At 75.0% G+C, this 13,189-nt stretch carries 12 protein-coding genes; 11 read left to right on the top strand and 1 reads right to left on the bottom strand.

What is annotated here, in order from left to right:
- The first annotated feature begins 1 nt into the window (after position 1).
- The 9 genes from LG379_RS03240 (at position 2) to LG379_RS03200 (ending at position 10,897) form a co-directional block, all read left to right on the top strand.
- A complete protein-coding gene (locus LG379_RS03240) occupies positions 2-823 on the top strand; it encodes a DeoR/GlpR family DNA-binding transcription regulator (RefSeq protein WP_225753130.1) in 822 nt (273 codons plus the stop codon).
- Entirely contained in the window at positions 820-2,121 is a 1,302-nt protein-coding gene (gene galT / locus LG379_RS03235) for a galactose-1-phosphate uridylyltransferase (protein ID WP_225753129.1), read from the top strand. Before LG379_RS03240 ends, galT begins: the two co-directional genes overlap by 4 nt.
- Positions 2,118-3,416 (top strand): galactokinase, encoded by a 1,299-nt coding sequence (galK, locus tag LG379_RS03230; RefSeq protein WP_225753128.1) that lies wholly within the window; start codon positions 2,118-2,120, stop codon positions 3,414-3,416. The genes galT and galK overlap by 4 nt, the downstream gene beginning before the upstream one ends.
- Positions 3,417-3,834: 418 nt before the next feature.
- On the top strand, positions 3,835-4,614 hold the full coding sequence (locus LG379_RS03225; RefSeq protein WP_225753127.1) for a DUF2382 domain-containing protein: 780 nt from the start codon (positions 3,835-3,837) through the stop codon (positions 4,612-4,614).
- Between the two features lie 213 nt (positions 4,615-4,827).
- Entirely contained in the window at positions 4,828-6,162 is a 1,335-nt protein-coding gene (locus LG379_RS03220; protein WP_225753126.1) for an ATP-binding protein, read from the top strand.
- A 145-nt stretch (positions 6,163-6,307) separates the two neighbouring features.
- Entirely contained in the window at positions 6,308-7,120 is an 813-nt protein-coding gene (locus LG379_RS03215; RefSeq protein WP_225753125.1) for a hypothetical protein, read from the top strand.
- Positions 7,120-8,712 carry a hypothetical protein gene (locus tag LG379_RS03210; RefSeq protein WP_225753124.1) on the top strand — a complete coding sequence of 531 codons (1,593 nt, stop codon included), beginning with the start codon at positions 7,120-7,122 and terminating at the stop codon, positions 8,710-8,712. Before LG379_RS03215 ends, LG379_RS03210 begins: the two co-directional genes overlap by 1 nt.
- 2 nt (positions 8,713-8,714) lie before the next feature.
- A complete protein-coding gene (locus LG379_RS03205; protein ID WP_370634426.1) occupies positions 8,715-9,470 on the top strand; it encodes an ABC transporter ATP-binding protein in 756 nt (251 codons plus the stop codon).
- Positions 9,467-10,897 carry an ABC transporter permease gene (locus tag LG379_RS03200; protein WP_225753122.1) on the top strand — a complete coding sequence of 477 codons (1,431 nt, stop codon included), beginning with the start codon at positions 9,467-9,469 and terminating at the stop codon, positions 10,895-10,897. The genes LG379_RS03205 and LG379_RS03200 overlap by 4 nt, the downstream gene beginning before the upstream one ends.
- A gap of 86 nt (positions 10,898-10,983) precedes the next feature.
- On the opposite strand, the gene LG379_RS03195 is transcribed toward LG379_RS03200, so the two are convergent.
- A complete protein-coding gene (locus LG379_RS03195) occupies positions 10,984-11,517 on the bottom strand; it encodes a transcriptional regulator (protein ID WP_225753121.1) in 534 nt (177 codons plus the stop codon).
- Positions 11,518-11,570: 53 nt separating this feature from the next.
- Between LG379_RS03195 and LG379_RS03190 the strand changes: the two genes are divergently transcribed.
- Together LG379_RS03190 and LG379_RS03185 are read left to right on the top strand one after the other, a co-directional pair.
- Positions 11,571-12,857 carry an MFS transporter gene (locus tag LG379_RS03190; RefSeq protein ID WP_225753120.1) on the top strand — a complete coding sequence of 429 codons (1,287 nt, stop codon included), beginning with the start codon at positions 11,571-11,573 and terminating at the stop codon, positions 12,855-12,857.
- Between the two features lie 107 nt (positions 12,858-12,964).
- Positions 12,965-13,177, top strand: coding sequence for a hypothetical protein (locus LG379_RS03185; protein WP_225753351.1), 213 nt, complete (start codon positions 12,965-12,967; stop codon positions 13,175-13,177).
- Positions 13,178-13,189: the final 12 nt, after the last annotated feature.

Here is a 13,189-nt window from a genome sequence, read left to right as displayed (position 1 = left end):
CATGGTGAACGATGTTCGGGTGCTCGCACAGCAGCGGCAGGACCTGATCCTCCAGCGGATCCGCACCCAGGGTGCGGTCCGCGTCGCCGACCTCGTCACGAGCCTCGACGTCTCCGACATGACGGTCCGGCGCGACATCTCCGAGCTCGTGCGCCGTGGGCTGGTGCAGCGCGTGCACGGCGGCGCCGTCGACGCCCGCCACGCCGCGCACGAGCCGGGCTTCCAGGCCAAGCGGGACCTCGCCGCTGCCGAGAAGGCCGCCGTCGCGCGCGCCGCCCTCGCCCACGTCGCCCCGGGCAGCGCCGTCGCCCTCTCCGCCGGGACGACGACGGCGCTCGTGGCCGGCCTCATCGCGCAGGACCCGGCACGGCGACCGCTCACCGTCGTCACGAACTCCCTGCCCGCGGCGGAGGCGCTGCACCTGCCGGACGACCACGGACTCACGGTGGTCCTCGTCGGCGGCACCCGGACGCCGTCGGACGCGCTCGTGGGCCCCGTGGCGACGCGCGCGCTCGAGGCCCTCCGCGTCGACGTCCTCCTGCTCGGCGTCCACGGCTTCGACGTCGACGCGGGGCTCACCACCCCGAACCTCCTCGAGGCCGAGACCGACCGGGCGCTCATCGCGAGCGCCGGGCAGGTCGTGGTCGTCGCCGACCACTCGAAGAACGGCACCGTGGCCCTGAGCCGCATCGCGGACCTCGGCGCCGTGGACGTCCTCGTGACCGACGACGCCCTCGCGCCCGACGCGGCGGACGCCCTCCGCGACGCCGTCGGCACCCTCGTGCTCGCCCCCACGCACACGAACGGAGCACCCCACCCGTGAGCGCCCCGACGGACGAGGACCGCCCGACGCCCGGACCCGCCGTCCGCCGCACCGCCACCCGGCTCGCGGACGGCCGCGACCTCCTCTACTTCGACGACTCCGAGCCGTACGTCTCCGGTGCGGCGACCCGCCGGCTCGACGACCCCCGCCCCCTGCCGGACCGGTTCGCGCCCGTGGTCGGCGAGGACGGCACCGAGCGGGCCGTGAGGGGACCGGAGATGCGCAGGGACCCGCTCACCGGGGACTGGATCCCCATGGCGTCGCACCGCATGAACCGCACGCACCTGCCCGCCGCGGACTCGTGCCCCCTGTGCCCCGCGCGGCCGGCTGCGTCCGGTGGCGCCTACAGCGACGGGGAGGTGCCGGACACGGACTACGACGTCGTCGTCTTCGAGAACCGGTTCCCCGCCCTCATGCAGCTGCCCGGGGTCGCGGTGGACCACACCTGGCAGGTCGACGACGAGCCGCTGTGGCAGGCCCGTCCGGCGGCAGGCCGGTGCGAGGTCGTCTGCTTCTCCTCCCACCACGAGCAGTCCTTCACCGACCTCACCCCGCGGCGGGTCCGGACGATCGTCGAGGCGTGGGCCGACCGCACCCGCGCGCTCTCCGCACTGCCCGGCATCGAGCAGGTCTTCTGCTTCGAGAACCGCGGGCGGGAGATCGGCGTGACGCTGCCGCACCCCCACGGGCAGATCTACGCGTTCCCGTTCGTCACCCCGCGCACCGAGGCGATGCTGCGCCGCGCCGCCGAGCACCGTGAGCGCACGGGCGGCCACCTGCTGCGTGACGTCCTCGACGCCGAGCGCCGGGCCGGTACGCGCGTCGTCCTGGAGTCCGAGCACTGGACCGCGTACGTCCCCGCCGCCGCGCGCTGGCCCGTCGAGGTGCACCTCGCACCGCATCGCGACGTCCCCGACCTGCCTGCGCTCACCGACGCCGAGCGCGACGACCTCGCCGTCGTCCTCCTGGAGCTGCTGCGGCGCCTGGACCGCTTCTTCGTCGACCCCACGACCGGCGCCCCGATCCCCCTGCCGTACATCGCGGGGTGGCACCAGGCCGTCGTCGGCGAGGGTCGGGACCTGGGTCGCCTGCACCTGCAGGTGCTGTCCGTGCTGCGCGCCCCGGGCAAGCTCAAGTACCTCGCCGGGGTGGAGTCGGGGATGGCCGCCTGGATCAGCGACACGACTCCCGAGCGGGTGGCGGCCCGGCTGCAGGAGCTCGGCCCCGTCCGACCGCCCACGACGCCGCGCAGAGCCGACGACGCCGCCGCCCACCACGACAGCGAGGACGCCCGATGAGCACCGAGCCGACGCACGAGCCGACGCACGAGCCCACCCACCGGCCGGCGGTCGAGATGCTGCCCGCGTGGAGCCAGGCCGAGGGCGCCGCACGGGCCGCGGCGGCGTTCCGCGAGCGGTTCGGCGGCGAGCCCGACGGCGTGTGGTCCGCCCCCGGGCGCGTCAACGTCATCGGCGAGCACACCGACTACAACGGCGGGCTGTGCCTGCCGATCGCCCTGCCGCACCGGACGTACGTCGCCCTCGCGTCCCGTGCCGGCCGCCCCGCGGACGAGGGCGCGGCGGCGGACCGGGACCTCGTGCGGCTCGCCTCCGCGCAGGAGGCGGGGACCTGGGAGGGTCGGATCGGCGACGTCGCACCGGGCTCGGTGCAGGGCTGGGCCGCGTACGCCGTCGGGGTCGCGTGGGCGCTGCGTGAGGCCGGGCACGAGGTGGCCGGCTTCGACGCCGTCGTCGACTCCTGCGTGCCGTACGGCGCGGGCCTGTCGTCCTCCGCCGCGCTGGAGTGCGCGGTCGCCGTCGCGCTCGACGACGTCCACGGCCTCGGGCTCGGCGGCGGCGACGCGGGTCGTGCGCAGCTGGCGGCCGCGTGCATCCGGGCCGAGAACGAGATCGCGGGCGCACCGACGGGCGGCATGGACCAGGCGGCGTCCCTGCGGTGCACGGCCGGCCACGCGCTGCTGCTGGACAACCGTGACGGGTCGACCCGGCACATCCCGCTCGACCTCGCCGCCCACGGTCTCGCGCTGCTCGTCGTCGACACGCGAGCGCCGCACCAGCTCGCCGACGGCCAGTACGCCGCCCGGCGGGCCCAGTGCCGTGAGGCGGCCGACGCGCTCGGCATCGCGACGCTGCGCGAGGTGGACGACCTCGACGCGGCCCTCGACCGCCTGGGCGAGACGCTGCCCGGCGGGACCGACGTGGCCGTGATCCGCCGCCGGGTGCGCCACGTCGTCACCGACACCCGCCGCGTCGAGCTCGTCGAACGGCTGCTGGACGCGGACGAGGTGGAGGAGGTGGGCCCGGTGCTCACGGAGGCCCACGCCTCCCTGCGGGACGACTACGAGGTGAGCGTCCGCGAGCTCGACCTCGCGGTCGAGGCCGCGATCGCCGCGGGCGCCCTGGGCGGCCGGATGGTGGGGGGCGGGTTCGGCGGCTCTGCGGTCGCGCTGGTCCGCACGGCGGACGTCGACGGGGTGACGGCGTCCGTGGCGCGGGCCTTCTCCGAGGCCGGCCTGGCGGCGCCGGCGTTCCTCGTCGCGACGGCGGAGGCGGCGGCGGGACGCTCGGCCTGACGCCTCCCGGACGCCGCTCGGCGGAGCGGCCGCAGGCTGTGCGACGCCGCCGCGCGGGAGGGGAGAGGACATTTCTGCGCCCGGCGACCTCGCGGGGGGTCCGGGGATTGTGCGGCCTCGTGGTCGTGATCGCACGCGGGGAGACAGACGCTGCGCGCCTGGCCCCCTGACCTGCGGAAACAGCAACGGTCACATACCCCTGGGTGCATTCAGCCCGCTTTGAGAAATGCCAGACGATATGCCCTCCGAGGGAATACTGATCTCCGTCACGAACTCTTCACATGGTGATCTAGGGCTGCATTTGCGGGGCCTTTCCTGCGGTGTTCGCATGGAGCAACGGACGACGCCGGTCCGGGCCTCCCGGACCTCCGGCGATTCCCGTACTCGCGTCACCACACCACGACCCAGGAGGTCACCCGTGATCACCACCGAGCAGGTTCAGCAGGCCATCGGCTCCACCGTCCGCGGCACCGACGGCGACAAGATCGGCAAGGTCGGACAGGTCTACTTCGACGACGTCTCGGGCCAGCCGGCCTGGGTCACCGTCCAGACCGGTCTCTTCGGCACCAAGGAGACCTTCGTCCCCGTCGACGGCGCGGACCTCCGCGACGGCGAGATCACCGTGCCGTACTCCAAGGAGAAGGTGAAGGACGCGCCGAACGTCGACGCGGACCAGCACCTCAGCGAGGCCGAGGAGGCGGAGCTCTACCGCTACTACGGCGTTGACTACACCACCGCTGGGACCGACACGGGCTACGTGGCCGACACCGGCACGGACACCGGGGTCGACTACTCGAAGACCGCCCGCCACGGCGACGACGTCGACGACGCGATGACTCTCTCCGAGGAGCGCCTCGACGTCGACAAGGAGCGCGTCGAGACGGGCCGCGTCCGCCTGCGCAAGCACGTGGTGACGGAGAACGTCACCCAGACCGTGCCGGTCACCCGCGAGGAGGTCCGGCTCGAGCGCGAGCCGATCACCGAGGCCAACCGTGACCGCGCCGTCGACGGCCCGGAGATCACCGAGAACGAGCACGAGATCGTCCTGCACGAGGAGCGGCCGGTCGTCCACAAGGAGACCGTGCCGACCGAGCGCGTCCGCCTCGGCACCGAGACGGTGACCACCGAGGAGACCGTCTCGGACCAGGTGCGCCACGAGGAGATCGACACCGAGCGCGACGGCGGCACGCTGCGCTGAGCTCCACCCCCCCTCGCCGCGACGCCGCTCACGCGGTGCCTGCGGGCAGCCGACGGCCCCTCGCTCCCGCGGGGGGCCGTCGTCGTGCGCTGGGCCGACGCCGACCCGCCGGGGCGTATGGTCGGGAGGCCGTCGGAGCCGATCACTAGACTCGGCTCACGTCGGCCGGGGACGGCGTGAGCCCGAGGTCGCCGGACGGCGGGGAGGACCGAGGTGGGGACGAGGCAGGTCGAGGGCGACCGCGCCCACGTCCGCCTCCCCCCGCACGGGAGCAGCGTCGGTGCCGCCCGACGCTTCGTCACCGCCACCCTCGAGGCGCACGGCCTCGACGAGGACCTCGTCGACGACGCCGCCCTGGCGACCAGCGAGCTCGTCACCAACGCCGTGCTGCACGCGCGCACGGACCTGGGCCTCCTCGTCGAGGTGGCCGACGGCGAGGTCCGCGTCAGCGTCGACGACGACGACGCGTCGCTGCCGGTGCTGCGCGACTACGGCAGCACGGCGACCACGGGCCGCGGTCTGGCGGTGGTCAGCCGGCTCGCGTCCCAGGTGGGCGCGGAGCCGACCGCCGCCGGCAAGCGCGTGTGGTTCACGCTGCGCACCGTGCCGACCCAGGCGGGCGGGGCCGACGCCACCTCGGCGCTGCCCACGGTCGCGCAGGGCGGCGGGCCCTCCGCGCGGGCGGCGCTCCTGCTGGACCTCCCCGTGGCCCTGTGGGAGGCGGCGCGCCGGCACGAGGAGGCAGCGCTGCGTGAGATGGCGCTCTTCCACGGCGAGCGGCTGCCCGAGGCGTTCGACGCCTGGGACTGGTTCGACGCCGCGATGACCGCGCACAGCGAGATCGACCGGGCCGTCGAGCACGAGGTCCACGAGCAGCGCAGGATCGCCGCCGAGCTCACAGGTCCACGAGCGCGCCCCGCCCTGCCCGGGATCGAGACGGTCACCGTGCCGGTCCCGCTGGAGGACGACCTCCCCGACCGGCTCGTCCAGCTGCTCCGCACGCTGGAGGAGGCCGAGTGGCGTGCCGCCGGCGGCCAGCTGCTCATCCGTCCGGCGCTGCGGGAGGTCGTGGCGCTGCGCGACTGGCGCTGCGAGCAGATCATCGCGCAGGCGCGCGGCGGCACCCCGCGCGCCTGGCCGGAGGTCCTCGCCGACGACGACGCCGCCCGTCCCCATGGTCGCCGCGTCCGTGAGGCGGTCCCCGCGCCGGACTGGGACGCCGCCGTCGTGCGCCTGTCGACCGCGCCCGTCGTCGCCGTCGACGACCACGACCGGGTCCTCGCCGTCAGCGGGTCCGCCGCCGCGCGGTTCGGGTGGGAGCCGGCCGAGCTCGAGGGGCGGCGGGTCGTCTCGCTCGTCCCGCCGCGGCTGCGGGACGCCCACGTGGCCGCGTTCACGCGGCACCAGGTCGCGGGCCGGGGCACGGTCATCGAGCGCGACTTCGTCCTGCCGGTCCTGCGCGGAGACGGCGGCGAGGCGCCGTGCCGGGTGCGCCTGGAGGTCACCAAGGTCTCCGGCCGGACCGTCTTCCTCGCCTGGCTGCGCTGACTGCTCCGATCGGGTGAGGTGCACGCACGCCTCGTCGGTTCGAGATCGATCTCATCCCCGAGGATGATCTGCGGCGCCTCGACCGGCCGCTAGGGTCGCGCCAGCAGCCGGTCACACAGGGGGAATCAGCACCATGACACGTTCCATGACCCGACGCACGTCGAGCGCCGGAGACCGCCACCGAGCACTCGCCGTCCCGGCCGCGGCCGGTGCGCTCGTCCTCGTGCTGGCCGCCTGCGGCGGGGGTGCCGGGGCGAGCACCGGAGAGGACGACGGCGAGGCGGCCCTCGGCACCGGACCGCTGGACGCGTACTTCGAGCGCATCTACGAGGAGGCCTGGGTGGACCCGAACCAGGCCTACGTCGACGCGATGACGGAGGGCGAGCGCGACGCCTACTACGTCGCCCTGTACGGGGACCAGACCGGGCCCGAGGAGGGCGCCGAGGAGGAGTGGGAGTACGACTGGACCACGGCCGGCTGCCAGGGCAGCTCCCAGCACGCGATCGAGGAGAAGTACGGCCTCGGCGGCGAGGAGATGACCGCGCTCCAGGAGGAGATGGAGGGGCTGTGGGCCCAGATCTCCGCGGACGAGCGGATCACGGCGCTCACGTCACGGTGGTCCGACTGCATGGCCGACGCCGGGTACCCGGGGCTCGCGGCCATGGAGGACGCCCAGAACGCCGTCATGGAGGAGCAGAACGCCATCTACGAGGAGGTGTTCGAGGGCGCCGGGGAGGACGCCGACTACGAGGCGCTGGACGCCGAGGTGCAGGAACGCACCGCCGCGCTGACGGGGAAGGAGATCGCCACCGCTGTCGCGGACTTCGACTGCCGGGAGGAGATCGAGTTCGACGAGGTGCAGGTGGAGGTCACCAACGAGTACCAGCAGACATTCGTCGACACGCACCGCGCCGAGCTCGACGCCTGGGCGGAGTCCGTCGAGGCGGCGCGCTCCTGATGGACCGCTCGACCCGCACGATCGCGGTCCTCGCCGTGACCGCGGTGGTGAGCCTGGGCGCCGGCCTGGGCCTGGGCCGCATGGTCCAGTCCCCCGCGGAGGCCGCCGCCGCGGCGTCGCCGCCCGACGCGGGCCTCATCACCGTCCCCGTGGAGATGCGCTCGTTGACGAACGACGTCGTGCTGCGCGGTGACGTCCTCTACGAGGACCCGGTGCAGGTGGTGCTGGAGACGGGAGACCTCGGCGGCCCGGCCGTCGTGACGGGCCAGGTCCCCGAGCCCGGCGCCACCATCGCGGCGGGGGACGTCCTGCTCGAGGTGGCCGGCCGCCCGGTCGTCGCCCTCGCCGGACAGCTCCCCGTCTACCGCACCCTCCGCGCCGGTGTGTCCGGACCGGACGTGGTGCAGCTCAAGGAGGCCCTCGCGGCGCTCGGGATCGACGCGGGGGACGTCGCCTCCCCCGTCTACGACGCGCGCGCAGCTGCCGGGGTCGAGGCCCTCTACGCTCGGGTCGGCTACCCGGCTCCGACGGCCGGGGACGACGTCGCCGCAGCGGTCGAGTCCGCCCGGGAGGGTGTGCGGGCCACCCAGGACCAGCTGACGCAGGCCAGGGCGGACCTCGCGCGTGCCCAGGCCGGCGGGCCGCGGTCCGAGCAGGTCCGGCTCCAGGCCGACGTCGACAGCGCGCAGTACCGGCTCGAGACCGCCCGTGCCGCGTGCGCGACACCGGCACCGGAGGTGCCGTGCGACCGCGGGGCCGTGATCGACGCCGAGGGCACGCTCGCGGTCGCGATCGCCGCGCGCGCCGAGGGGCAGGTCGCCCCGGACACCGCAACGGAGCGCTCCGCGGTGCAGGCCGCCGAGCGTGCCGTCGGCGACGCGCAGTCCGACCTCGCCGACGCGCTGACGGACGCGATGACGCCGCTGCCCGCCGGGGAGGTGGTCTACCTCGACGCGCTGCCGAGGCGGGTCGACGGCGTCGAGGTGCGCCGCGGGTCCACGGTGGGCGGGTCCCCGGTGATGAGCGTCTCGGGTGCGACGCTCCAGGTCGTGGGCACGGTCCCGGCCGCCGACGCTGCCCTGCTCACCGTCGACGCACCGGCCGTCATCCAGCTGCCCGACGGCGCCGAGGTGCCGGGCACCGTGGCGCAGATCGGCGGTGAGGACCTCACGCCCGCGGCGGGTGGTGGCGAGGAGGGCGGCGACGACGCCGGCGCGGCGCAGGAGCGCAGCCGGACGCGCGTCGTCGTCGTGCCCGGCGAGCTCACCGAGGACCAGCGGCTCACGATCCAGGGGGCGAACGTGCGCATCACCGTGCCCGTCGGGTCGACCGCCGGCGACGTGCTCGCCGTGCCGATCGCGGCGCTCGACACGGGTGCCGCCGGGGAGGCGCGCGTGGAGGTGGTCGCCGACGACGGGTCGAGCGAGGTCGTCGTCGTCCGGACGGGACTGGCCGCGGGCGGCTACGTCGAGGTCAGCGCGGTGGACGGCGCGCTCGAGCAGGGCGACCGCGTGTCGGTGGGCGTCGCGGCGGCGGGAGCCGACGCGGACGAGGACACCTCCGGGGAGGACGCCCCGGAGGACGAGGCGTGACGATGCTCCGGCAGGACCCGCCGCAGGGGGTCGGGTCCGGTCCGGGCGACGTCGCGCGCACGGCCGAGCACCTCGCGGACGACGTCCGCGAGGTGCTCGCGCTGCGCTCCGTCGGGCGGACGTTCCCGGGGACACCGCCCGTCGAGGCGTTGCGGGACGTGGACCTGGTGGTACGCCGCGGGGACTACGTCTCCGTCGTCGGGCCCTCGGGCTCCGGCAAGTCGACGCTCCTGCACATCCTCGGTCTGCTGGACCGGCCGACGTCGGGCGACTACCTCCTCGACGGGACCCCGACCCGCGAGCTCTCCGAGGCGGACCGGTCAGCCCTGCGCGGTGGCCGGATCGGGTTCGTCTTCCAGTCCTTCCACCTCCTGCCGCACCGATCCGCCCTGGACAACGTGCTGCTCGCGACGCTCTACAGCGCCGTCCCGCGCGCCGAGCGCAGGACGCGCGCCCTGGAGGCGCTGGACCGGGTGGGCATGAGCCACCGCCTGGACTTCCTGCCTCCCGTGCTCTCCGGAGGTGAGCGCCAGCGGGTCGCCGTCGCACGGGCCGTCGTGGCCACGCCGCGGGTGCTGCTGGCGGACGAGCCCACGGGCAACCTGGACTCCGCGAACTCGGCCGGCGTGCTGGACCTGTTCGACGAGCTCCACCGCGACGGGCTGACGCTCGTCGTGATCACCCACGACGACGAGGTCTCCGTCCGCGCGCGGCGCCGGGTCAGGATCGCCGACGGCACCCTGCGGGAGGTGTCGTGACGCTGCCCACCGCGACGCCGCCCTCCACCCGACCGGACGGCGGGGGGCTCGCCGACCTGTCGGCGGCCGCGGCCGAGCAGGCCGCGGCGGACGAGCGTGCCGCGCGGACCGGTCGGCTGCGGGGGCTCCGGCCACGGCTGCCCGGCACCGTCCGCGCCCGGCGAGCCGGTGGGGGCCGGTCACCGCGGCTCGTCCCTCCCCCGCCCGCGCGCGACCGCTTCGGCCCCGCCGACCTCCTCGCCGAGGCCGCGCACGGCATCGGTGCGCGTCCGGGACGCCTGCTGCTGACGATCGTCGGCACCGTGCTCGGCATCGGCTCCCTCGTCGTGACGACGGGCCTGGCCCAGACGGCGGCGGGCCAGATCAGCCGGCAGTTCGACGCGGTCGCCGCCACCCGTGTCGTCGTCGAGCCGGCGAGCGCACGGACCGCGAGCGGCGAGCGGACGATCGGCCGGATCCCCTGGGACGTGGAGGACCGTCTCGGTCGCATCGCCGGCGTGGAGCTGGTCGGTGCGCTCGGCCCGGTCGACACCGGCGACCTCGAGGTGACGGCGCAGCCGGTCAACGACCCCTCGGCCCAGGCGTTCGCCCCGCCCGCGGTGGTGGCGGCCACGCCGGGCCTCCTGCGGGCGGTCGACGGGCGCGTCGTCACGGGACGGTGGTTCGACGCCGGCCACGACGTGCGGGCCGACCGCGTGGTCGTGCTCGGGGCGCGAGCGGCGCAACGGCTCGGCGTCCTGCGGGTGGACCGGCAGCCGGCGATCTTCATCGGGGACCGCCCGTACGCGGTGATCGGCGTGGTCGACGGCGTCCAGCGCCGCTCGGACCTGCTGGACGCGGTGTTCCTGCCGGTGGGCACGGCCAGGGCGGACTTCCGCGTCAGCGGGCTGGACCAGGCGCACGTGCGGATCGCCGTCGGCGCCGGACCGGTCATCGCGGAGCAGGGACCGTCCGCGCTGGAGCCGAACAACCCCGAGGCGGTGAGCGTCCAGGTGCCGCCACCGCCCCCGCCGGTCCGCGAGAACGTCCAGGCGGACGTCAACGCGATCTTCCTGGCGCTGGGCGCCGTGGCGCTTCTCGTCGGCGCGCTGGGCATCGCGAACGTCACGCTGCTGTCGGTGCGCGAGCGGCTCGGCGAGATCGGCCTGCGGCGGGCGCTCGGCGCCCGGACCCGCGACATCGTGGCGCAGTTCCTCACGGAGTCCGGGGTCATCGGGCTGCTCGGGGGCCTGATCGGCGCGTCGCTGGGCGTCATGGTCGTGGTGGGGGTGTCGGTGGCCAAGCAGTGGACGCCGATCCTGGACACCGGTGCGGTGGTGGGCGCGGCAGCGCTGGGCGTCGTCATCGGCCTGCTCGCCGGCGCCTACCCGGCGTTCCGCGCCGCGCGGATCGAGCCGATCGCCGCGCTGCGCGGCACGGCGCACTGACACCTGCACGCGCCGTGCCGTGCGGTCCGGTGGGGAACCGACGGGCTGCAGGGCGGGCGCCACGTCCCCACGAGCGACGGCGGCGGTCAGGCGCCGTCGGCGCGGCGCCGGCGGATGTCCTCGTGGGCGGCGAAGAAGAGCGAGAACGGGACGCCGTCGGGGTCGGGCGGGAGGTCGGCCAGCTCCTGGAGCACCTCGCTGACGCGCGTCATGGCGCGCTCCCAGGCGTCGGCGGACAGGCGCACGCCCAGGCGGGCGGCCACCACCGACGACGGCGGTGCCTCGGCGAGCTCCTCGAGGAACGCGTCGACGAGCACCTGGTAATGGCCGGGCACCTGCGGCGCGCGCCACGACCTCCTGGTGGCCAGGTACGGGACCTCGCGCGCGCCACGTGCCCCGCGGCGCTCCTCCTGGGGCGCCAGGAACCCGCGCTCGGCGAGGGTGCGGACGTGGTGGTAGGTCGTCCCGGGGTCCTTGCCCAGGCGGCCCGCGATCTCCTTGTTCGTCAGGGCCTCGTCCAGGCAGAGCCGGAGGATGCGCATCCGCAGGACGGATCCCAGAGCGCGCGCGTCCGCCTCGGAGGCGCGGTCGTCGGACGTGCTCGGCTCGTCGTGCGGCATGCCCGAAGCCTAGACCGATTGACTTTTCCCAATCGGATGGCCAGGCTCACGCTGTGAGCACCACTCCCCCGCGGACCGCCCGGCGCCGCTCGTCCCTCGCGTTCCACCGTGACTTCCGTCAGCTCTGGGCCGGCGACGCGTTCGGCCAGTTCGGCGCCCAGCTCACCGGGCTCGTCCTGCCGATCTACGCGGTGACGGCCCTCCAGGCGACGCCGTGGCAGATGGGTGCACTCACCGCGGCGGAGACCGCGGCGTTCCTCGTCATCGGGCTGCCGGCCGGGGCGTGGGTCGACCGGATGCGCAAGCGACGCACGCTCGTCGTGGCGGACGTCGTGCGGGCTGCCGCGCTGGCCGTCGTCGTCGCGGCCGCGGCCACCGGGTCGGTCTCCATCCCGCTGCTCATCGCCGCGGCCCTGGTGATCAGCGGGGCGACGGTGTTCTTCGACGTCGCGCACCAGAGCTACGTGCCGGGGCTCGTCGGCCTCGACCACGTCGTCGAGGGCAACGCGAAGCTCCAGGCGACGCAGTCCGTCGCGATGGTCGTGGCGCCGGCGGTGGGAGGTGCTCTGCTCCGGGTCATCAGCGCTCCGGCGCTCATCGCGACGACGGTGGGGACCTATCTCCTCTCGGCCGCCTTCCTCGGTCGCATCCGGCACGAGGAGACCCTGCCGAGGCGCGAGGACCGGCGGCCGCTGCGCACGGAGATCGCGGAGGGGCTGCAGTTCGTCGTGCGCCAGCCGCTGCTGCGGCGGATGGTGGCGTGCACGTCGCTGAGCAACCTCGCCGGCTCCATCGGCGGGGCGCTCATGGTGATCTACGCGCTGCGTGTCCTGGGGCTGGACGCGGCGGCGCTCGGCCTCGTGTTCTCGCTGTCCGCGGCCGGCGGCCTGCTCGGGGCGGTCGCGGCGGAACGGATGGCGCGGTGGATCGGTGAGGCGCGGGTCATCCCGGTCTCCGCGGTGGCCGGCGGTCTGACGTTCGTGCTCAACCCGCTCGCCGCAGTCCTCGCCGACGTCGTGCCCGCTGCGGCGGTCCTCGTGGTCGCCGGCTTCGGCTTCAGCTTCTGGGTCGTCGTCTACAACGTCGCGCAGGTCAGCTTCCGTCAGCGGCTCTGCCCGCCGGCCCTGCTGGGGCGGATGAACGCCTCGGTGCGATTCATCGTGTGGGGCACCATGCCGATCGGCGGCCTGCTCGGGGGATGGCTGGGCACCGCCGTCGGCGTCACCACGTCGCTGTGGATCTCGGCGATCGGGATGACCCTCGGGTCCCTGCCGGTGGTCCTCTCGCCGCTGCGGTACCTCACGGAGCTGCCCCGTCCCGGCGCCGAGCCGTCCGCCTGAGCCTTCGCTCCCGGCGAAGCACCGACGACGTCAACTGGGGTTGACGCGCCGTGCTGATGTCAACCATCATTGACGCCATGGCGGACGGATCGACGGAGGAGGACCCGATGGGCGCACTCGTGGCCCAGTCCGAGGACGAGGACCCGCTGCGCGCGCTGCGTGCGGTGGCGCGGCTCCGACGCGAGGTGGACCAGAAGGAGGCGGTGATCGTCCGCCGGGCCCGGAACCGTGGCGTCTCCTGGGCGGCGATCGCGGCGGTCCTCGGTGTCAGCCGGCAGGCGGTGCACCAGAAGTACGGCGGGCGACGCCGTGAGGCGTGACCGGCGGACCTA

Source organism: Actinotalea sp. Marseille-Q4924, assembly GCF_916618755.1.
Classification (GTDB): Bacteria; Actinomycetota; Actinomycetes; order Actinomycetales; family Cellulomonadaceae; genus Actinotalea.
The sequence above is the reverse complement of the archived record's forward strand: the minus strand, read 5'-3'. Positions and strand labels throughout refer to the sequence as shown.